Here is a 20,721-nt window from a genome sequence, read left to right as displayed (position 1 = left end):
TTGAAGCCACCACAACGGCACGTACTTTCGGGGTAGGGAGACACGCCCATGGCATCTCTGGCGTGGTTGCTGATTCCGCTGTTCGCCGCGATCGGCGCGGGCATATGGGGCAGCTGGGCGGCGCGCGACCGTACGCAAGGAGACATATCCGAGCTCGCCGGCTACGCGCGGTTCCGCGAGGCCATGGGCAAGCCCGATCCGGCCAGGGCGAAGGCGGAAGCACACTCCGGTTCCGACGCCGTCTGACGCGTCCCGCGAGTGCTCGGGCCCCTTCCGGACCGGCCCCGGGAGCCGCCTCACAGGGCCGTCCCGTACTGTCGGATCCATGCCACGCCGCACCGCGACGATGCTCGCCTCCACGCTCGTGTTGTTCGCGCTGCTCTGCGCAGGGGTGTTCATCAAGGTCCCGTACTCGGAGATGAGTCCCGGGCCGACCGTGAACACGCTCGGGGACTCGCACGGCGAGCCCGTCCTCAACATCTCGGGGCGCAAGACGTACCCGACCAGCGGCCACCTCAACATGACGACGGTCCGGGTCACCGGTGCGGACTACGACATGAACCTGCTGGAAGCGGTCTACGGGTGGCTGGCCGGCGACAACATCGTCGTACCGCACGAGAACCTGTACCCCGACGGCAAGACGGACGAGCAGTCCACCCAGGAGAACGCCGAGGAGTTCAGCCAGTCGCAGCAGAGCGCCAAGGTCGCGGCGCTTAAGGAGCTCGGCATCCCGGTCACCGCCCGGGTGATCGTCGCCTCCGTCGTCAAGGACAGCCCCTCCGACGGCAAGCTGCACGCCGGTGACGTGATCAAGGCCGTGGACGGCACTCCGGTCACCGCGCCCGAGGACGTGGCCAAGTTCGTCACCAAGCACAAGCCGGGCGACCCGGTCGAGTTCACCATCGTGCCCGCCGCGGAAGCGGCCGAGGCGGCCAAGGCCAACCGTGAGCCCACCGGCTCCACCAAGATCGTCATCACGGCCGGCAAGGCGGAGGGCGACGGTCACGCCATCGTCGGCATCCGGGCGGGTACCGACCACGCCTTCCCGTTCACGATCGACATCAAGCTCGCCGACGTCGGCGGCCCGAGCGCCGGCCTGATGTTCGCCCTCGGCATCGTCGACAAGCTGACCCCCGAGGACCTCACGGGCGGCAAGTTCGTCGCGGGTACCGGCACCATCGACGACACGGGCAAGGTCGGCCCCATCGGCGGCATCCAGATGAAGACCATCGGGGCCCGCAACGCGGGCGCCGAGTACTTCCTGACGCCCGCCGAGAACTGCGCGTCGGCCGCCAAGAACGTGCCCGACGGCCTGACCCTGGTGAAGGTGTCCACCATCGACGACGCCACGAAGGCGCTGGAGAAGATCCGCAAGGGGGACAAGGCCGGGCTGCCGCAGTGCGCAGCCGCCAAGTCCTGACCCCCTCCACGGCTCAGGAGAAGGTCGCCGCCAGCGCCTCGGCCAGCCCGGGTACCAGCCCGCCGCCGGTGAGGACCTCGGTCGAGGCGTCCTTCTCCCGCAGGCGTACGGCCGACTCGCGCGTGCCGTCCCGCAGCACGGCCACCGTGAGGCGCACCTCCTGCCGCTCCGGGTGACCGGCGACCCACTTCGACAGCTGCTTGTCGCTCAGCCCCTCCGGTACGGAGGCCTCCGCGGACGGCGGCAGCATCAGCCGCTCCACCGTCAGGGCGCAGCCGACCACCGCGTCGGGCCAGGCGACGGTGCCCAGGAACTTGTCGAGGGGGGTCCCGACCGGCAGCTTGTCCTGCTCGATCGGGGTGAGGGAGGTGTTGCCGGCGTCATCCTGGTCGAGACCGAGCTGGCTCGCCAGACGCGGCTCCTGCTTCTTGAGCCTGGCGGTGTCGACGAGGGCGAACAGCCGCGCGGGCTGGTCCCAGCCGAGGCCCGCCGCGTACTCGTCGATCTCGAGACAGGCACGGGTGAGCGGGCTGGCCGCCATCGGGGTGCCGGGGGAAGGCGAAACGTTGGACATGGACAACATCCTGCCTCCTTTCCGGCGGATACCGGGAACTGACTAAAGCCTCAGTAAGTTGCAAGAGTGGGCTCTACGATCGGGGGCCCCGTTAATACCAGACTCAGCGACTTTCGAGGTGTGGACCTTGGCTTTCCAGATGCCGGACCGCGGCGGAGGCCCTTCCGGGCCACGGATGAGAGTCGGCCGCCCCTCCCGGCGAGCCCGGACTCTGCTCATGACCCTGGGCGTGCTGGCCGTCCTGGCCATGCTCTTCATCATGTTCGCGGGCTTCTGGACGGACTGGCTCTGGTTCCGTTCCGTGAAGTACTCGACGGTCTTCACCACCACCCTGTGGACCAAGATCGGCCTATTCGCCGTCTTCGGCCTGCTGATGGCGGGGGCCGTGGGCTTCAACATCTGGCTGGCGCACCGGCTGCGGCCGCCGCTCAGCGCGATGTCGATGGAGCAGCAGAGCCTCGACCGCTACCGGATGAGCATCGCCCCGTACAAGAAGTGGCTGCTCCTCGGCATCGCCGTGCTCGTCGGCCTGATCGCGGGCGCCTCCGCGGCCGGCCAGTGGAAGACCTGGCTCATGTACGTGAACGGGGTGCCCTTCGGCACGAAGGACCCCCAGTTCCACATGGACGTGTCCTTCTACACCTTCGACCTGCCCTGGTACCGCTTCCTGCTCGGCTTCGGCTTCGCCGCGGTCGTGCTGTCGCTGATCGCCTCGGCCGTCGTGCACTACCTGTACGGCGGGCTGCGCGTGACCAGCCCGGGCGCCCGGGCCACCGCCGCCGCGACCGGGCACCTGTCGGTGCTGCTCGGCCTCTTCGTCGGCCTCAAGGCCGTCGCGTACTGGCTCGACCGGTACGGGCTGGCGGTGAAGTCCAGCGACTTCAAGGCCGCCGACAACTGGACGGGTCTGCGGTACGTCGACGCGAACGCCTACCTGCCGGCGAAGACGATCCTCGTCGCCATCGCCGCGATCTGCGCCCTGCTGTTCTTCGCGACGCTGTGGCGCCGCACCTGGCAGCTGCCGGTGATCGGCTTCGGCCTGATGGTGCTCTCGGCGATCCTGATCGGCGGGCTCTACCCGGCGATCGTGCAGAAGTTCCAGGTCCAGCCGAACGAGCAGGCCAAGGAATCCCCGTACGTCCAGAAGAACATCAAGGCGACGCGTGACGCCTACGGGGTCGCCGACGCGTCCGTGACGGAGTACGCGGGCCTGCCGGACCCGAAGGCCGACAAGAAGGTGCTCCGCCAGGAGGCCAACACCACGGCGAGCATCCGCCTCCTCGACCCCAACATCGTCTCCCCGGCCTTCCAGCAGCTCCAGCAGAACAAGGGCTACTACGGCTTCCCGGCCACGCTGGCGGTCGACCGGTACAAGGGCCAGGACACGGTCATCGGGCTCCGCGAGATCAACCTCGCGGGCGTCCCGAAGAACAACTGGATCAACGACCACTTCCGTTACACCCACGGGTACGGCGTGGTCGCGGCCAAGGGCACCGAGGTCACCCCGGGAGGCCAGCCCTCGTTCACCGAGTCCGGCCTCCCCTCGACGGGCGACCTCGGGAAGTACGAGCAGCGGATCTACTACGGCGAGCAGACGAAGCAGTACTCGATCGTCGGCGGACCGCAGAAGGAGCTCGACTACGCCAACGACGCGGGTGAGAAGGAGACCACCTACGAGGGCAACAGCGGGGTCAAGCTCGACAACCCGGTCAACCGGGCCGCGTACGCCCTGGCCTTCAGCGAGCCGCAGATCCTCTACTCCGGGGCCATCGGCGACGGTTCGAAGATCCTCTACAACCGCACGCCCAAGGAGCGGGTCGAGGCGGTCGCCCCGTGGCTGACCATCGACGGAGCCGTCTACCCGGCGGTGATCAACGGCCGGGTCCAGTGGATCGTGGACGCCTATACCACCACCAACGGCTACCCCTACGCCTCCCGCACCCGGCTCGGGGACAGCACGACGGACTCGCTGACCAACTCCCAGCGCGCCGTGGTCGCCCAGGAGAACCAGGTCAACTACATCCGGAACTCGGTGAAGGCCACCGTCGACGCCTACGACGGCACGGTGAAGCTGTACCAGTGGGACGAGAAGGACCCGGTCCTCAAGACCTGGATGAAGGCCTTCCCCGGGACGGTGAAGGACAAGAAGGAGATCTCGCCGGCCCTGATGGAGCACCTGCGCTACCCGCAGGACCTCTTCAAGGTCCAGCGCGAGCTGCTGACCCGCTACCACGTCACCGACCCGCAGACCTTCCTCAGCGGCAGCGAGGTCTGGGCGGTGCCGGACGACCCGACGACCAAGGCGGGGACGGCGGTTCCGCCGTACTACCTCTCCATGAAGATGCCGGGTCAGAAGGACCCCAACCAGGCCTTCTCGCTCACCACCACGCTCACGCCGAACGGCCGGGACAACCTGAGCGCCTTCATGGCGGTCAACGCCGATCCCACCACCGCCGATTACGGCAAGATCCAGCTGCTGAAGACGCCCACCGCGAACCCGGTGGACGGTCCCAAGCTGGTCCAGGCGAGGTTCAACTCCAAGCCGGAGATCGCCCAGGAGATCAACATCCTGAGCCGTGGCGACTCCCAGGTGGAGTACGGCAACCTGCTCACGGTCCCGCTCGACAAGGGAATGCTCTACGTCGAGCCCGTGTACGTGCGTGGCGGCGGCCTCAAGTTTCCGCAGCTGAAGAAGGTCCTGGTGACCTACGGGGACCAGACCGCCTTCGAGGACACGCTGGAGAAGGCGCTGAACGTGGTGTTCGGTGCCGAGGCGGCGACGCCCCCGAAGACCACGCCGGGCGACGGAACCGTGGAGCAGCCCCCGACCGGCACCAACCAGGACCCGACGGTCAAGGCGGCGCTCGCCGACGCGCAGAAGGCGATCGACGACGCCGAGAAGGCCAGGCAGGCCGGCGACTGGGCAGCCTTCGGCAAGGCACAGGACGAGATCAAGGCGGCGCTGAAGCGGGCGGTCGACGCGGAGGCGAAGCTGACGGCGCCCAAGCCGGCCGGGCAGTGACGGGCGGCTCGTGATCAAGGAGTAACGGCTTCGTCCCGCGTCGTGATACTGTGGTTTCACCGACGCGGGGTGGAGCAGCTCGGTAGCTCGCTGGGCTCATAACCCAGAGGTCGCAGGTTCAAATCCTGTCCCCGCTACTGAAGACGAAGGCCCGGATCCGATGGATCCGGGCCTTCGTCATGTCCGGGATATGCCCCGGATATGTACGGGGATGGACACGCGGTAGCTGGGGCGGGTGAGTTGGGGCAGGACCGTGTTTGACTTAGCGGTCTGTGGGCATGTCGACAAAACGCTGTAGTGACCTCACTGGCTGCGACATACCAGGTGTACGCGGGTAGCAGGTGATGCGACGATGGGATTCATGGGGGACAGGCCAACTCTGCTGGAGACAGGGCGGATTGCGAGGGCGGAAGCCGAACCGGCCACGGGGGCCAAGGGGGCGGCTCGGGCCGCCGACGCGCGGACCGCGCGGACCGATGCGGAGTTCTTGGACAGGCACGGCGCGGAGGACGTGTTCGGGGAGGTCGACGCCGCGAGCGACGCAGAGCTGGAGGCCCGGCACCGGGTCGCCGCCGACAAGGGGGACCCCGGCGCCATGAGCGTGCTCGGGGCGCTGCTGCTGCGCCGCGGCGACCTGGACGGCGCCGAGCCCTACCTGCGCGGCGCCACCGGCGAGGGGGACCGGGCCGCCGCCAACAACCTCGGCGTGCTGCTGCACCAGCGGGGCTACCCGGACGAGGCCGCCGACTGGTGGCGGGTCGCGGCCGTGGCCGGATCCGCGCCCGCCGCGCACGCCCTGGGCCGCCACTTCCGCGAGCGCGGCGACGAGCCCGCCGCCGAGTACTGGATGCGGCAGGCGGCGGAATCCGGCCATGCGCTGGGCGCGTACGGACTGGCCGACCTGCTGGAGCACCGCGGGGACAAGGGGGTCGAGCGGTGGTTCCGCGCCGCCGCCGAACAGGGCCACCGCGAGGCCGCCTACCGGCTGGCCCGGCACCTGCGCAAGGGCGACCCGGCGGAGGCCGAGCAGTGGTACCGGCAGGCCGCCGCGCGCGGACACCGACGTGCCGCGCTGCACCTGGGAGCGCTGCTGGAGGCCCGCGGGGAGCTCAAGGAGGCGGGCCGCTGGTACCTGACCTCCGCCAAGCAGGGCGAGGCCCGGGCCGCCTGCGCGCTCGGCTTCCTGCTGCGCGACGCCGGCGACGAGGACAGCGCGGCCGCGTGGTGGCACCGTGCCGCGCAGGACGGCGACGGCAACGCCGCCAACGCGCTGGGAGCGCTGCACGCCGCCCGGGGCGAGACCGAGACCGCGGAACGCTGGTACCGGACGGCCATGGACGCGGGTGACCAGAACGGGGCGTACAACCTCGCTCTGCTGTGCGTGGCGCAGGACCGGACCGCACAGGCCGAGCAGTGGTACCGGCGCGCGGCCTACGCCGGGCACCGCGAGGCCGCCAACGCGCTGGCCATCCTGCTGCTCCAGGGCGGCGACGCGGCGGGTGCGGAGCCGTGGTTCTCGAAGGCGGCCGAAGCGGGCAGCGTCGACGCCGCCTTCAACCTCGGGATCCTCTTCGCCAGCCGGGACGAGGACCGCACGGCGCTGAAGTGGTACGAGCGGGCGGCGTCGGCCGGTCATACGGACGCGGCGCTCCAGGTCGGGATCGCGCTGGTGCGGGACGGCGAGGAGCGGGCCGCGGAACGGCACCTGCGGTGCGCGGCGGGCGGCGGCAGCGCGGAGGCGGCCTTCCGGCTGGCCGCGCTGCTGGAGTCGCTGGCCCCGCCGCCGGAGCCGGTGGCGCTCGGCGAGCCGGTGGGCGGGTCCGCCCGGACCGAGAGCGAGGAATGGTACGAGCGGGCCGCGGAGCTGGGCCACCGCCGGGCACAGGTCCGGGTCGGCATGCTGGCCTCCGCCCGCGGTGACGCGGACGTGGCGGCGCGGTGGTACCGGGAGGCGGCCGAGGCCGGCTCCCGCAACGGTGCGTTCAACCTCGGACTGCTGCTGGCCCGCGAGGGGAGCGAGCCGGAGGCCGCGCTGTGGTGGACCCGGGCGGCGGTGGCGGGCCACGGACGGGCCGCGCTGCGGCTGGGCCTCCTGGCGGCCCGGCACGGGGACCTCGCGGAGGGCCAGAAGTGGTGCGTCCGGGCGATGGAGCTGGGCCCGGCGGAGGTCTCGGAGCGGGCGGCGCGGCTGCGGGAGGCGCTGGCGGAGGAGCTCTCGGCGTGACCCCGTGCCGGGGGCTCGGCCGTACTCCTTGGCGTGGTCCGCTGTGCCGTCCGAGTGCGGCGCCGTTGCCGGGGGCCAGCCCCCGGACCCCCGCGCCTCAAACGCCGGCGGAGGCGGCATTCGCCTCCGCCGGGGCTGGATCGGACGGAGTTCGGTTAAGCGATTTGCATCTGCTGGGTGGCCTCACGTAAAGTCGTGTTTACCGACGCGGGGTGGAGCAGCTCGGTAGCTCGCTGGGCTCATAACCCAGAGGTCGCAGGTTCAAATCCTGTCCCCGCTACTGAAGGCTCAGGGCCCGGATCCCATGGATCCGGGCCCTGAGTCGTTTCCGTATGCCAAGACCGGAAAGAAAGGGCCGTACCCCCGCGGGGGTACGGGCCCTTTCCGTGCGGTTCAGGCGCCCGCGCAGTTCGGGCAGATCCCGCGGTACGTCACCTCGACCGTCGACACGACGAAGCCGAAGCGCTCCGCGTCCGGCAGGTCGGCCAGCGGGTTGCCCGCCGGGTGGACGTCGCGGATGGCGCCGCACTGGGCGCAGACCAGGTGCTGGTGCGGCCGGTGGGCGTTCGGGTCGTACCGCTTGGCGCGGCGGTCCGTGGCGACTTCCAGGACCTCGCCGAGGGTGACCAGCTCGCCCAGCGTGTTGTAGACGGTCGCCCGGGAGATCTCGGGCAGTTTGACCACGGCGCGCGCGTGCACCTCGTCGGCCGTCAGGTGCACGTGGTCACCGTCGAGCACCTCGGCCACGACACGCCGCTGCGCCGTCATGCGCCAGCCGCGTCCGCGGAGTCGTTCCAGCAGGTCACTCATGGACGTCAGCCTAACAGTGCGGTGACCTGGTGTAACTCCCGAAGCGCTGCGATCTTGGACGCATACTTGATTTGGATGATGTCCAATGTGGGGTGGAGGGGCGAAGTGCCGGGCCGGAGCCCCCTTTCGGGGGTTCCGGCCCGGCGTCGATCGCGTCAGGCGGGAACCGCGCTCCGTCGGCCGGGTGTCCAGCACCTGATGACGTCGCGCACGGACACGATGCCGACCGGGCCGCCGTCTTCCAGCACGATCAGATGCCGGAAGCCGCCGTGGGCCATGGCCTCGGCGGCTTCCTGAAGGGTGGCGTCAGGGGTGCAGAACACCACGTTGTTGGTGGTGTGCGCGCTCACGGTCTCCCGGTCGGGGTCGTGCCCCGCGCCGATCGAGTTGAGGATGTCGCGTTCGGTCAGGATGCCGATTCCGCTGTGGTCGGGGTCGAGGACTACGGCCGCGCCGATGCGCCGGCCGGACATCAGGCAGGCTGCCTGCCGGAGGGTGTGGGCGGGTCCGAGGGTGAGGATCACGGTGCTCATGGCGTCACGGACGAGCATGAAGAGAGCCACCTCCTGGTGAGTCCCTCCGCCTGGGTGGGGTGCGCCGGAACCCTAGAGAAAGGGTTCACAAGCGCACAAGCGGAGGATTCTCACATTCCCACGACAACGCAGTGTCATCAAGGGGGCACGCTCAGGCGCGCGGGCGCAGCCGCTCCAGCATCTCCTCGTGGAGCAGCCCGTTCGACGCCACGGCGTTCCCGCCGTGCACCCCGTCCACGCCGTCCAGGCTGGTGAAGCGGCCACCGGCTTCCTCGACCACCGCCGCGATGGCGGCCATGTCCCACAGGTTCAGCTCCGGCTCGGCGCACAGGTCCAGCGAACCCTCCGCGACCATCATGTACGGCCAGAAGTCGCCGTAGGCGCGCGTACGCCAGCAGGCGCGGGTCAGGTCCAGGAACCCTTCGAGCCGGCCCTGCTCCTCCCAGCCGCTCAGCGAGGAGTACGCGAACGAGGCGTCACCCAGCCCCGCCACCTTGGACACGCCGATCCGGGTGGTCTCGCCGAGCGCGCCGCCCGCGAAGGCGCCGCCACCCTTCGACGCCCACCAGCGGCGCCCCAGCGCCGGTGCGGACACCACGCCGACGACCGGGCGGAACACCCCGTCGGCGCCCTCCTCCATCAGGGAGATCAGGGTCGCCCAGACGGGCACCCCGCGCACGTAGTTCTTCGTGCCGTCGATCGGGTCCACGACCCAGCGGCGCGGGCCGCCGCCCTTGAGGCCGTACTCCTCGCCCAGGATCGCGTCGGCGGGCCGCGCGGCCTCGATGCCGGCCCGGACGACCTCCTCGGCGGCCTTGTCCGCCTCGCTCACCGGGGTCATGTCCGGCTTCGTCTCGACCTTCAGGTCGAGGGCGCGGAACCGCTCCATCGTGGTGGCGTCCGCAGCGTCGGCGAGTTCGAGGGCAAGGCGCAGGTCATCGTCATACTCGGGCATGCCCGAACAGTATCGAGACCGCCGCGGCCCGGCGAACGAGGTCCACAGTGCGGCCCACGGGCGCCCTTGACAGGATCTGTCGCCCCGTCAACTCTGGCTGAGGAGCCAAACGGGGGAGGCGACGATGCCGGCGGCCCGGGAATCCCTGCTGGAGGCGGCGGGAGCGGCCCTCGCCGCGCGCCCGTGGCCGGCCGTGAAGATGGTCGATGTCGCCGCGGCGGCCGGGGTGTCCCGGCAGAGCCTCTACAACGAGTTCGGCGACAAGGGGGGCCTGGGCCGGGCCCTGGTCCGGCTGGAGGCCGACCGGTACCTCGACGGCGTGGACCGGGCCCTCGCCGCCCCGGGTGGAACGGCGGACCGGCTCGCCGCGGTCGCGGAGTGGACCTTACGGGCGGCCCGTGCGCATCCCCTCGTACGGGCCCTGCTGACCGGGTTCTGGGACCCTGACCTGCCCGTGCCGGGCCGTGGGCCCGGGCCCGGTGAGCTGACCCGGGCGGTGCGCGACCGGGCCGCGGCGGCGCTCATGCCCGCCGAGGACGCCCGCCGGTGCGAACTCGCCGTGCGCCTGGCCCTCTCGTACGTGGTGGCCCCGGGGGAGGAGCCGGGGGCGGCCGAGCTGCTCGCCCTGCTCAGTGCGCGGAGCCGGAGAGCTGCAGCCCGATGACCCCGAGGATGACCAGGGTGATCGAGACCAGCTTGAGGGTGGAGACCAGGTCGCCGAGGAAGACCATGCCGTAGATGGCGGTGCCGGCCGCGCCGATGCCCGTCCACACCGCGTACGCCGGGCCCACGTCCAGCTTCTTCAGGGCGAGCGTCAACAGGCCGAAGCTGCCGAGCGCGAAACAGGCGAAGGCGATCGTGGGCCACAGCCGGGTGAACCCGTGGGACAGCTTGAGGCAGACCGCGAAACCGGTCTCCAGTAGTCCGGCGACCACGACCAGCAGCCACGCCATGGCGAATGCCTCCCCGCGTCACGTGACGTCCTGTCACTTGGTGGGATTATGCATTTACCAGGCACCGCGTCAGGCAAACCCCGCCGGCTCAGTCGCCCTCGCGGCGCTCCCGCGTCTCCAGCAGCCGCCGCAGCGAGTACAGCCGCGCCGGATCCGCGTGACCGTCCTCCACCCACTTGTCGAGCGCGCAGTCCTGCTCGTCGTGGCTGCAGGCGCGCGGGCACTCCTCCGTACCCGCGACCAGGTCCGGGAAGGCCAGGATCACCCGGGACGGGTCCACGTGGTGCAGGCCGAAGGAACGCACGCCCGGGGTGTCGATGACCCAGCCGTCCCCGGAGGGCAGCGGCAGCGCGAGCGCGGAGGTTGTGGTGTGCCGGCCGCGACCGGTCACCGCGTTGACGTGCCCGGTGGCACGCTGGCGGCCCTCGGCGACCAGGGAGTTCACCAGGGTGGTCTTGCCGACGCCCGAATGCCCGACGAAAGCGGTGATCCGGCCGTTCAGCCGCTCGCGGACCCGTTCGGCGGCATCGCCCGTCGCGAGTTCCTCGCGGTTGGTGACGACGTAGTTCAGACCCAGCGTCGAATAGATCTCCAGGATCTTGTCCGCGGAGGTCAGGTCGGACTTGGTGAGCACCAGCAGCGGCTCCAGCCCGGCGTCGTACGCCGCGACCAGACAGCGGTCGATCATCCGGGGCCGCGGCTCCGGATCGGCCAGGGCCGTGACGATGGCCAGCTGGTCGGCGTTGGCGACGACCACCCGCTCGTACGGGTCGTCGTCGTCCGCCGTGCGGCGCAGGACGGACTTGCGCTCCTGGATCCGCACGATCCGCGCGAGGGTGTCCTTCTTGCCGGACAGATCACCGACCAGTGACACCCGGTCGCCGACCACCGCCGCCTTGCGGCCCAGCTCACGGGCCTTCATGGCGGTGACCGTGCGGTCCTCGACCAGGCAGGTCAGCCGGCCGCGGTCCACGGTGAGGACGAAACCCTCCGAGGCGTCCTCGTGCTTGGGCCGGATGTTCGTCCTGGCCCGGTTGCCCTTGGGGTTCGGGCGCTGGCGGATGTCGTCCTCGTCGGTGTGCTTGCCGTACCTGCGCATGACGGGGCCCCTACGCTCCCGCTCCCGTCGTGCCTCGCGGAGCTTGGCCGAGCATGTCGGCCCACATCTTCGGGAAGTCCGGCAGGGTCTTCGCGGTCGTCGCCACGTTCTCGATCTCCACGCCCGCCACGGCCAGGCCGATCACCGCGCCCGCGGTGGCCATCCGGTGGTCGTCGTACGTGTGGAAGACACCGCCGCGCAGCTTGCGCGGGCGGATGTGCAGGCCGTCCTCGGTCTCGGTGACGTCGCCGCCGAGGCCGTTGATCTCCTTGGTCAGCGCGGCCAGTCGGTCCGTCTCGTGCAGACGCAGGTGCGCGACCCCGCGCAGCACCGACTCCGAGTCCGCCAGCGCGGCGACCGCCGCGATGCCCGGGGTGAGCTCGCCGACCTCGCTCAGGTCCACGTCGATGCCGTGGATCTTGCCGGTGCCGGTGAAGACCAGGCCCTCGTCGGTCAGCTCGCAGGAGCCGCCCATCTCCGTGAAGATGCGGCGCAGCTCGTCGCCGGGCTGCGTGGTGCGGCGCGGCCAGTCCGGGATGGTGACCGTGCCGCCGGTGATCAGGGCCGCGGCCATGAACGGCTGGGCGTTGGAGAGGTCCGGCTCGACGACCATGTCGCGGCCCAGCAGGGCGCCGGGGGCGACCCGCCACACGTCCTTCTCGCCGCCCGCCTCGGGGGTGTCGACCTGGGCGCCCGCGGCGCGCAGCATCTCCACCGTCATCCGGATGTGCGGCATCGACGGCAGGTTCCCGCCCACGTGCCGGACCTCGACGCCCTGGTTGAAGCGCGGCGCGGAGAGCAGCAGCGCCGAGACGAACTGCGAGGAGTTGGAGGCGTCGATCTCGACCGTGCCGCCCTCCAGGGCCCCGCCGCCCTGGACGGTCATCGGCAGCGCGCCCCGGCCGTCGTCGTCGATGCGGGCGCCGAGCGTGCGCAGGGCGGTGATGACCTGGCCGAGCGGACGCTCGTAGGAGCGCGGGTCGCCGTCGAAGCGGATGTCCCCGTCGGCGAGGGTCGCCACGGGCGGCAGGAAGCGCATGACCGTGCCCGCGTTGCCGACGTCCACGGTGGTCGGGCCGTGCAGGGCCGCCGGGATGATGCGCCAGGCCTCGCCGCTGTCACCGTCGCCCGCGGAGCTGGAGGAGACCGTCTCCTCGATGCCCACGCCCATGGCGCGCAGCGCGTCCGACATCAGCTGGGAGTCGCGCGAGCGCAGCGGGCGGCGCACCCAGCCCGGCTCGGCGGCCAGCGAGGCCAGGACCAGGGCACGGTTGGTGACGGATTTGGACCCCGGCACCGTGACGGTGGCGTGGACGGCCGCTTCCGCGAGCGGAGCGGGCCAGAGGGCGGGAAGCGCGGGGGTCTCGGTCATGGCCCCCACTTTAGTGGCTCCACAGGTCCCCGGATCTTGATCACGGCGCCATGGCCGGACCGTCTCAGAGGCCGAGAAGCCAGCGCCCGCCGCCGGTGAGCGAGCACAGCGCGACGACGTGGAAGAAGAGCAGCCACACCACCGGGTGCAGATGCGTCAGCCGCCCGAGCTGGTCCGCGTCCGAATCCGGCGCGCCCCCGTGCCGGCGCTTGGCCCCCAGCTCGAACACCGGCCGGACCCCGCCCATCAGCAGGAACCACACCACCCCGTACGCGAACGCGGCCTGCACCTCGGCCGGGGCCAGCCAGGACACCAGCACGAACGCGGCGCCGGTCAGGACCACCGTCAGCACCCCGTAGGCGTTGCGGATCTTCACCAGCATCACCGCGAGCAGGGCGGTCGCCACCCACAGCAGCAGAGTGATCCGGTGCGCGGACAGCAGCAGTGCCCCGCCGAGGCCGAGCAGCGAGGGCGCCGTGTACCCGCTCGCGGCGGTCAGGACCATGCCGACGCCGGTCGGCTTGCCGTAGCTGAGGGTGACCCCGCTGGTGTCCGAGTGCAGCCGGATCCCGTCGAGGCGGCGCCCGGTCAGCTTGGCCAGCAGCCCGTGGCCGCCCTCGTGGGCGATGGTCACCGCGTTGCGCAGCACCCGCCACACCGGTCCGTACCCCACGGCGAGCAGTGCGACCACTCCGGTCGCGATGACCAACCACCGGTCGGGCGCCGTCTGTATACCCGTGAGCCGGTCCCACAGACCGGCCATCGTGCTGCTGTCCATGAAGTGGCGGACTCCTCGTGGTCTTGTTCGAGCGACATGGCAGTGTGGCAGCCATGTGCGGAAGGTATGCAGCCGGGCGTGCGCCCGAGGAACTCGTGGAGGCGTTCGGCATCGAGCGGTGGGAGCCGGCCGAGACCCTGGCCCCCGACTGGAACGTGGCGCCGACGAAAGAGGTCCACGTCGTCCTCGACCGTCCTCTGAAGGACGCACCCGAGCGCGGTCCGGTTCGCCAGCTGCGCGTCCTCAAGTGGGGCCTGGTCCCCTCGTGGGCCCAGAACCCCGACGGCGCCGCCCGGATGATCAACGCCCGCTCCGAGACCCTCGCGGAGAAGCCCTCCTTCCGCCGCCCCTTCGCCCAGCGCCGCTGCATCGTCCCCGCCGACGGGTACTACGAGTGGGTCACCGCCCACGACGAGCGGCAGCTGGAGGTGGAGGGGAAGAAGAAGCGGGCCCGCAAGCAGCCCTACTTCGTCCTCCCCTCCGACGGCTCCGTCTTCGCCATGGCCGGGATATACGAGTTCTGGCGCGACCGGACCCTGCCCGACCGGCACCCCCTCGCCTGGTGGGCCACCTGCTCGGTGATCACCACCGAGGCCGAGACCACGCCGCTGGGCGTGGCGCCCGCCGAAGGGCCCCGCTCGCTCTCCGAGATCCACCCGCGGATGCCGCTCATGCTCACCCCGGACCGCTGGGACGCCTGGCTCGACCCGGCGAACACCGACACCGAGGGCTCGCTCCAAGGGCTCCTCGCGCCCCCGCCGGGCGGGCTGATGCGGGCCTACCCGGTCTCCACCGCCGCGAGCAACGTACGGAACAACGGGCCGGAGCTGCTGGTGGAGCTGGCCGCGCCGGAGGAGGGCACGCTCTTCTGACCCGGGCCACGCCGCCGCGGGCGGGTCTGGGCCAGGATGGGAGCCATGAGCACCCGTACCGAGAGCGTGGACACCCCCGCGGGCGAGGCCCGCATCACCTGGCACACCACTCCCGAGGCGAAGCTCGTGCTCGCCGTGAGCCACGGCGCCGGCGGCGGCATCGAGGCCCGCGACCTCCGGGCGCTCGCCGCCGCCCTGCCCGCCCTCGGCGTCACCGTGGCCCTCGTGGAACAGCCCTGGCGGGTCGCCGGGAAGAAGGTCGCCGCCGCGCCCAAGGTCCTGGACGAGGGGTGGCGCGGGCTGTGGCCGGTCCTCGCGGCGCCCGGGCTGCCGGTGGTCGCGGGCGGCCGCAGCGCCGGGGCCCGCGTGGCCTGCCGCACCGCCTCCGAACTGGGCGCGGCCGGGGTGCTGGCGCTGGCCTTCCCGCTGCACCCGCCGGGCCGGCCCGAGAAGTCCCGCGCCGAGGAGCTCACCGGGGCCGGGCGGCCCACCCTCGTGGTCCAGGGCGACCGGGACCCCTTCGGGCGGCCGGAGGAGTTCCCGGAGGGAGAGCACGCGCTCGTGCGGATCCCCGGCGCCGATCACGGATTCGCCGTACCGAAGAAGGCCGACGTCTCCCAGGACGAGGCCCTCGCGATGATCACCGCGGCGGTCGGGGAATGGCTCCGGGCGCTCCCCGTGTGAGATCCGGCCGAAACCCGTCCCCCGTGCGGGAATGCGTCGCCCCGCCCTTCTGTTGTGCCGGATGTCGGTACGTACGGGAAATCGTCGGAGGAGAGGGAGCGCATGACCCAGGTCATCAGCCAGAGCCGGACGCATGCCGTTGACCTGGACTGGACGGTTCTGCCGGGGCCCAAGCGCAGTGAGCTTCGGGCGGCGGAGGGCCGGGAAGGTCGACTATTCTCCGATTCGAGCGGATCCGCTTTCGGAGCCGCCACGCTGTCGGAGGAGGTGGGTCCTGTCGCTGGGACCGACGAAGGCCACGCGGAGGAGACGACCCCGGAGCGCAATGCGCGCTTCGAACGGGACGCCCTCGGCTACCTCGACCAGATGTACTCGGCCGCGCTGCGCATGACGCGCAATCCGGCCGACGCCGAGGACCTGGTCCAGGAGACGTACGCGAAGGCATACGCGTCCTTCCACCAGTTCCGCGAGGGCACCAACCTGAAGGCGTGGCTCTACCGCATTCTGACCAACACGTTCATCAACTCCTACCGCAAGAAGCAGCGCGAGCCCCAGCGCAGCGCCGCGGAGGAGATCGAGGACTGGCAGCTGGCGCGCGCCGAATCGCACATGTCGACCGGTCTGCGGTCCGCCGAATCGCAGGCGCTCGACCACCTGCCCGATTCGGATGTGAAGGAAGCGCTCCAGGCCATTCCGGAGGAGTTCCGCATCGCGGTCTATCTTGCCGACGTAGAGGGCTTTGCGTACAAGGAGATCGCGGACATCATGGGTACACCCATCGGTACGGTCATGTCGCGACTGCACCGTGGCCGCCGTCAACTCCGCGGAATGCTGGAGGACTATGCCCGTGAGCGCGGGCTGGTACCCGCCGGCGCGGGAGAGTCGAACGACCGGAAAGGCTCGGGCTCATGAGTTGCGGAGAGCCGCACGAGACGGACTGCTCTGAGGTGCTTGACCACCTTTATGAGTTCCTCGACCACGAGATGCCCGACAGTGACTGCACGAAGTTCGAGACACACTTCGGCGAGTGCAATCCCTGTCTGGAGAAGTACGGCCTGGAGCAGGCCGTGAAGAAGCTGGTCAAGCGGTGCTGCGGGTCGGACGACGTGCCGACCGACCTGCGGTCGAAGGTGATGGGCCGGATCGAGCTGATCAGATCGGGGCAGGCCGTACCCGAACACGACGTCACGGCGGACAATCCCGTCACGGGCTGATCGGGCCGCCCGTCGTTTGAACACCCGCCCCCGGAAGGGCACTTCGTTCACCCGAAGGTGTTAATCCGGGGGCGCCCGCTCGGCGCAATCCGAAAATGTGGCCCACTGCGCGAGGGGCCCCACTTATTCTCCCCAATCGGTACTGGTTTGATTTGGTACCGGGCGTGCACGGCACAGGGGAGGAGAGCGCCATGCGGGTACTTCCGCCGGCGGCGCGCGTTTACATCCTGTGCGCCGTCCTCGGTGCCGCCGCGTGCTTCGTGCCCGCCTTCACCGATTCCGCCACGCCCTGGCCCGCCGTGGCCACGCTCGCCGTCCTCTACCTCGGCTGCGAACTCGTCAAGTTCTGCCCGCTGCTCGGCGGCCGCGTCCCCGAGGGCATCGGCGCCTTCTTCCCGGTACTGCTCGCCGCCGTCTTCCTGCTCCCGCCCGCCGCCGCCGCGCTCGTGGCGCTGCCCGGCGGACTCGCGGGCACCGTGGTCCAACGACCCGCCTGGGTGCGGCGCGTCTGGCACGGGGCGCAGCACTCGATGGCCGCCTGGACCGCCGGGCAGGCGTACGGGCTGCTGCGCGGCCCCGCCGCCCTGGGCGGGCCGGCGCGGACGGACCCGATCGCCGCGGGCGCCTCGGGGGCCTGGGCCGGGCCTCCCGTCTGGGTCGCCGACTTCCCGTACGTACTGCTCCCGGCGGCGGTCGCGGCCGCCGCCTTCTGCCTGGTGCTCACCGCCCTCGACGGGGTCATCCTGGCCGCCGCGGAACGCCGTCCGGCCGCCACGGCCTGGCGCGGCCTGCTCACCCGGTCCCTGGCCCCGCACTGCGTCCACGGCCTCGCCGGACTGATGATGGCCGTCATGTGGCGCAGCCCCTACGGGCTCCCGGCCGCACTGCTCGTGCTGCTGCCGATGTACATCTCCTGCTGGGTCTTCGCCCAGTACCACCGCGAGCGCGCCGCCCACCGGGCCACCATCCGCGCCCTCGTCCAGGCCGTCGACATCAAGGACCGCTACACCCGCGGCCACAGCGAGCGGGTCGGTCAGGCCTCGGCGATGATCGCCCGCGAGCTGGGCATGTCCGAGGACCGCCTCGAAGTCGTCCGCATCGCCGGGATCCTGCACGACGTCGGCAAACTCGGCGTCCCCACCAGGCTGCTGCGCAAGGACGGGCCGCTCACCCCGGAGGAGCGCCGGATCATCGAACTGCACCCCGAGTACGGGCACGAGATGGTGCGCGGCATCGGCTTCCTCGGCGAGGCCAGGGCGGCGATCCTGCACCACCACGAACGGGTCGACGGCTCCGGCTACCCGTACGGGCTGACCGGTGAGCAGATCCCGGTGTTGGCCCGGGTGGTGGCGGTGGCCGACGCCTTCGACGCGATGACCTCCACCCGCTCCTACAGTCGGGCCCGGCCGGTGGCGACCGCCCTCGCCGAGCTGGAGCGGTGCGCGGGGGCCCAGTTCGACGCGGCGATGGTCCACGCCCTCGCCGAAGCGATCGGCCGCGACGGCTGGCACCCGGTGGTCACCTCCGACGACGACCTCCAGGTGATCCCGGCTGTTGCCACCGCCGCAGGGGCGAACCAGGACCAGGCCTCCTTGGCCGCCCTCCCGGCGCAGGGCTCGGCACTGCCGTCCCGCGGGGCCGCGCCGCGGGACTCCCTGCACCGGCACGCGGCCGCCGTCGCGGGGAAACGGGGAGCGGGCGCCGTCCCGAGCGCCGGCGACGCCGGGGCCGGCCCGGACGACAGCCGGGCGGAGGGGGCCCGGTGAGGGCGGGAGCCGTGTGGGCCGTGCGGGGGGCCGCCGCGGTGCTCACCGCCGTCGCGCTCGGGCACACCCTGTGGAACGGGGTCCACGAGCCGGGCGCCGCCCTCGCCTTCGGCATCCTGATCACCGTCGGCGAGCTCGCCCGCAGGGACCAGTGGGCCGACCGGCACGACGAGGGGGCGGGCCGCCGGCCCGCCCCCCTCGCCTCCGCCGGGGCCCTCGCCTACGCCCTGCTCGGCCAGAACGCCGGGCAGCCCACCCACCACGGAGTGCTCCAGGCGGTCGCCGTCGTCGTCGCGGCCACGCTCGCCGGGATCGTCCCGCACGTCGCCCGCGGCCGGAGCCCCGCCCTCGACCACCTCTCCCGGCGGGTCCTCACCGTCGCCTTCGCCGCCGTCTGTTTCCAGCCGCTTTACAACTCGGGCCGACTGGGAGAGTGGGGCGGCCAGGGCCCGTACCTCGTCGTCTTCCTGCTCTGTCTGCTCGGCCTCACCGCCCTGTGCGACGCCGTGCTCGCCGCGGCGCTCGCCGGGGCCCGCACCGGCTGGCCGTACGGGCCCCTGCTGCGCGACGAGCTGAGGGCCCAGCTGGGCATCGGTGCGGCGATCTGCGCCACCGGCGTCGTGGTGGCGCTGGGCGTGGCCGTCGCGGGACTGTGGGCCATCCCCGTCTTCAGCGTGCCCCTGCTGCTCACCCAGCTCTCCTTCCACCGGATCGCCGCGATCCGCACCACCTACCGCCAGACCATCACCTCCCTGGCCCGCGCCACCGAGATCGCCGGCTACACGCGGCCCGGCCATTCCCGCCGGGTCGCGGCCCTGAGCTGCGCCGTCGGCCGGGAGCTGGGCCTGTCGGAGCGGGAGCTCACGGTGCTGGAGTACGCCGCGCTCATGCACGACATCGGGCAGCTCTCCCTCGTCGACCCGGTCCCCGCCGGGGCCACGGCCGAGCTGCCCGCCGCCGAGGCCCGCCGGATCGCCGAGCTGGGCGGCGAGGTCGCCCGCCAGACCGGGGTGCCCGTCGAGGTCGCCGTGGTGGTGGAGCGGCAGGCCGACCCGTACCGGGAGCAGCCCGTCGCCGCGCGGATCGTGCGCGTGGCGAACGCGTACGAGGACCTCACGGGCGCGGTGGGCGGGAGCCGTCACCCGGGCGGCTCACTGGCCGCCCTGGAGCACTTGCGGCTGGGTACCGGGCGGGACTACCAACCGGAGGTCGTGGAGTGCCTGGCGAGGGTTCTGGCCAGGGGTGGACGTGACAGAGTTGTTCCTGTACCACCGGGGTAACCCATGGGTAATGAGCGGCCGTCCGAGTGGGCATGGTTGGATGCCAGTAAGAGCGACCGTGAGAGTGTCGGCAAGGCTGCACCAGAGTCCCCCAGCCACCGCTGGGAGGTGCCCCCAGGCAGGCGGGAATCGTGAGGATCTTCGGGAAGGTACGGCATAGGCCCTCCGCCTCGTGGCGGCAGGCCACCGACCGCGCGTTCACGCTGATCGGCGACGGTCGGTACGAGGACGCGGGTGCGCTCCTGACCAGGGCGGCGGACCTGGAACCCTGGCTGTCCGAGTCCTGGTTCAACCTGGCGCTGCTCCACAAGTTCCGGCACGACTGGGAGCAGGCCCGGGCCGCCGGGCTGCGCGCCGTGGCCCTGCTGGACCGCGAGACGGGCGCCCCGGACTGGTGGAACGTCGGGATCGCCGCCACCGCGCTCCAGGACTGGCCGCTGGCCCGGCGGGCCTGGCAGGCGTACGGGCTGAAGGTGCCCGGCGACGCCCACGCCGGCGCGGGCAACGGCAAGCACAGTGGCGAGCCGGTCGGCATGGAGCTCGGCAGCGCCGCGGTCCGCCTCTCGCCCGAGGGTGAGGCCGAGGTGGTCTGGGGCCGCAGGCTGGACCCGGCCCGGCTGGAGGTCCTCTCCATCCCGCTGCCGTCCTCGGGGCGGCGCTGGGGCGAGGTCGTGCTGCACGACGGGGTCCCGCACGGCGAGCGGATCACCGCGGCCGGCCCCTCCTACCCCGTCTTCGACGAGATCGAGCTGTGGGCGCCGTCGCCCGTGCCCACCTGGGTGGTGCTCCTGGAAGCGGCGAGCGAGACCGACCGGGACGCGCTGGAGCAGCTCGCAGCGGACGCCGGCTTCGCCGCCGAGGACTGGTCCTCGTCGGTGCGGCTGCTGTGCCGGACCTGCTCGGAGAGCGAGATGCCGAGCGACGAGGGTGACGGCGAGCACCTGGATCCGCACGACCACAGCGAGCCGGGGCACCCCGGCCCGCTGGGGCACCGTACGGCCGGTTCGGGTTCGCTGTGGGTGCCCGAACGCGAATGCGGCATCGCGGCCCCGCCCGGTCTGGTGCGCGGTCTGCTCGACGGTTGGGTCGCGGACAGCCCGGACACCCGGGAGTGGCGGGATCTCGAAGAAGTCTGCTGAGCAGGGGCCGTAGGCCAGGTAGTACC

At 71.7% G+C, this 20,721-nt stretch carries 20 protein-coding genes and 2 tRNA genes; 14 read left to right on the top strand and 8 right to left on the bottom strand.

The genetic code is table 11. From position 1 onward, the window contains the following. The first annotated feature begins 48 nt into the window (after positions 1–48). Positions 49–246, top strand: a complete 198-nt coding sequence (locus tag ACFYYJ_RS36460; protein ID WP_385130838.1) for a hypothetical protein — start codon at positions 49–51, stop codon at positions 244–246. 79 nt (positions 247–325) lie between these two features. Continuing rightward, positions 326–1,420, top strand: coding sequence for a PDZ domain-containing protein (locus ACFYYJ_RS36455; RefSeq protein WP_385130837.1), 1,095 nt, complete (start codon positions 326–328; stop codon positions 1,418–1,420). 13 nt (positions 1,421–1,433) lie between these two features. Here ACFYYJ_RS36455 and ACFYYJ_RS36450 read toward each other — a convergent pair whose 3' ends face one another. Further along, positions 1,434–2,003, bottom strand: a complete 570-nt coding sequence (locus tag ACFYYJ_RS36450; RefSeq protein ID WP_385130835.1) for a PPA1309 family protein — start codon at positions 2,001–2,003, stop codon at positions 1,434–1,436. Positions 2,004–2,133: 130 nt separating this feature from the next. On the opposite strand from ACFYYJ_RS36450, the gene ACFYYJ_RS36445 reads away from it, so the two are divergent. From ACFYYJ_RS36445 to ACFYYJ_RS36430, 4 genes are all read left to right on the top strand, one after another. Further along, on the top strand, positions 2,134–5,016 hold the full coding sequence (locus ACFYYJ_RS36445) for a UPF0182 family protein (RefSeq protein WP_385365834.1): 2,883 nt from the start codon (positions 2,134–2,136) through the stop codon (positions 5,014–5,016). 63 nt (positions 5,017–5,079) lie between these two features. Continuing rightward, positions 5,080–5,153, top strand: a tRNA-Met gene (locus tag ACFYYJ_RS36440). A 215-nt stretch (positions 5,154–5,368) separates the two neighbouring features. Next, a complete protein-coding gene (locus ACFYYJ_RS36435; protein WP_385130832.1) occupies positions 5,369–7,240 on the top strand; it encodes a sel1 repeat family protein in 1,872 nt (623 codons plus the stop codon). A gap of 206 nt (positions 7,241–7,446) precedes the next feature. After that, positions 7,447–7,520, top strand: a tRNA-Met gene (locus tag ACFYYJ_RS36430). Positions 7,521–7,633: 113 nt separating this feature from the next. Here the strand turns inward: ACFYYJ_RS36430 and ACFYYJ_RS36425 are convergent. From ACFYYJ_RS36425 to hisN, 3 genes are all read right to left on the bottom strand, one after another. Beyond that, a complete protein-coding gene (locus tag ACFYYJ_RS36425; RefSeq protein ID WP_385128527.1) occupies positions 7,634–8,050 on the bottom strand; it encodes a Fur family transcriptional regulator in 417 nt (138 codons plus the stop codon). Positions 8,051–8,205: 155 nt separating this feature from the next. Further along, positions 8,206–8,601: a cyclic nucleotide-binding/CBS domain-containing protein gene (locus ACFYYJ_RS36420; protein ID WP_389138625.1), complete on the bottom strand. Its 396-nt coding sequence runs from the start codon at positions 8,599–8,601 to the stop codon at positions 8,206–8,208. 133 nt (positions 8,602–8,734) lie between these two features. Beyond that, positions 8,735–9,538, bottom strand: coding sequence for a histidinol-phosphatase (gene hisN / locus ACFYYJ_RS36415; RefSeq protein ID WP_385128525.1), 804 nt, complete (start codon positions 9,536–9,538; stop codon positions 8,735–8,737). A gap of 124 nt (positions 9,539–9,662) precedes the next feature. On the opposite strand from hisN, the gene ACFYYJ_RS36410 reads away from it, so the two are divergent. Next, the gene (locus ACFYYJ_RS36410) at positions 9,663–10,202 is read left to right on the top strand and encodes a TetR/AcrR family transcriptional regulator (RefSeq protein ID WP_389138623.1); all 540 of its coding nucleotides are present in this window, start codon (positions 9,663–9,665) and stop codon (positions 10,200–10,202) included. On the opposite strand, the gene ACFYYJ_RS36405 is transcribed toward ACFYYJ_RS36410, so the two are convergent. From ACFYYJ_RS36405 to ACFYYJ_RS36390, 4 genes are all read right to left on the bottom strand, one after another. Beyond that, positions 10,168–10,491, bottom strand: coding sequence for a multidrug efflux SMR transporter (locus ACFYYJ_RS36405; protein WP_366678933.1), 324 nt, complete (start codon positions 10,489–10,491; stop codon positions 10,168–10,170). The genes ACFYYJ_RS36410 and ACFYYJ_RS36405 overlap by 35 nt on opposite strands. Positions 10,492–10,579: 88 nt before the next feature. Continuing rightward, positions 10,580–11,590, bottom strand: a complete 1,011-nt coding sequence (rsgA, locus tag ACFYYJ_RS36400; protein ID WP_385128523.1) for a ribosome small subunit-dependent GTPase A — start codon at positions 11,588–11,590, stop codon at positions 10,580–10,582. A 10-nt stretch (positions 11,591–11,600) separates the two neighbouring features. Then, complete coding sequence (aroA, locus tag ACFYYJ_RS36395) at positions 11,601–12,962, bottom strand: 3-phosphoshikimate 1-carboxyvinyltransferase (RefSeq protein WP_385128522.1); 1,362 nt, start codon at positions 12,960–12,962, stop codon at positions 11,601–11,603. Between the two features lie 64 nt (positions 12,963–13,026). Further along, positions 13,027–13,740, bottom strand: a complete 714-nt coding sequence (locus tag ACFYYJ_RS36390) for a M50 family metallopeptidase (protein WP_385128521.1) — start codon at positions 13,738–13,740, stop codon at positions 13,027–13,029. Positions 13,741–13,793: 53 nt separating this feature from the next. Between ACFYYJ_RS36390 and ACFYYJ_RS36385 the strand changes: the two genes are divergently transcribed. The 7 genes from ACFYYJ_RS36385 to ACFYYJ_RS36355 all read left to right on the top strand — a co-directional run bounded on the left by ACFYYJ_RS36385 (position 13,794) and on the right by ACFYYJ_RS36355 (position 20,695). Beyond that, positions 13,794–14,612, top strand: coding sequence for an SOS response-associated peptidase (locus ACFYYJ_RS36385; protein ID WP_385128520.1), 819 nt, complete (start codon positions 13,794–13,796; stop codon positions 14,610–14,612). Between the two features lie 45 nt (positions 14,613–14,657). Next, positions 14,658–15,296, top strand: a complete 639-nt coding sequence (locus tag ACFYYJ_RS36380) for an alpha/beta family hydrolase (RefSeq protein ID WP_385128519.1) — start codon at positions 14,658–14,660, stop codon at positions 15,294–15,296. Between the two features lie 267 nt (positions 15,297–15,563). Continuing rightward, the gene (locus ACFYYJ_RS36375) at positions 15,564–16,208 is read left to right on the top strand and encodes a sigma-70 family RNA polymerase sigma factor (protein ID WP_030709911.1); all 645 of its coding nucleotides are present in this window, start codon (positions 15,564–15,566) and stop codon (positions 16,206–16,208) included. Next, the gene (gene rsrA / locus ACFYYJ_RS36370) at positions 16,205–16,510 is read left to right on the top strand and encodes a mycothiol system anti-sigma-R factor (protein WP_385128518.1); all 306 of its coding nucleotides are present in this window, start codon (positions 16,205–16,207) and stop codon (positions 16,508–16,510) included. Before ACFYYJ_RS36375 ends, rsrA begins: the two co-directional genes overlap by 4 nt. A 191-nt stretch (positions 16,511–16,701) precedes the next feature. After that, positions 16,702–18,276, top strand: coding sequence for an HD-GYP domain-containing protein (locus ACFYYJ_RS36365; protein WP_389138619.1), 1,575 nt, complete (start codon positions 16,702–16,704; stop codon positions 18,274–18,276). Continuing rightward, positions 18,273–19,556, top strand: a complete 1,284-nt coding sequence (locus ACFYYJ_RS36360; protein WP_385363989.1) for an HD-GYP domain-containing protein — start codon at positions 18,273–18,275, stop codon at positions 19,554–19,556. Before ACFYYJ_RS36365 ends, ACFYYJ_RS36360 begins: the two co-directional genes overlap by 4 nt. A gap of 131 nt (positions 19,557–19,687) precedes the next feature. Next, positions 19,688–20,695, top strand: coding sequence for a tetratricopeptide repeat protein (locus ACFYYJ_RS36355; protein ID WP_385363988.1), 1,008 nt, complete (start codon positions 19,688–19,690; stop codon positions 20,693–20,695). The last annotated feature ends 26 nt before the right edge of the window (positions 20,696–20,721 follow it).

Source organism: Streptomyces sp. NPDC002467, from assembly GCF_042889825.1.
Taxonomy (GTDB): Bacteria; Actinomycetota; Actinomycetes; order Streptomycetales; family Streptomycetaceae; genus Streptomyces.
The sequence above is the reverse complement of the archived record's forward strand: the minus strand, read 5'-3'. Positions and strand labels throughout refer to the sequence as shown.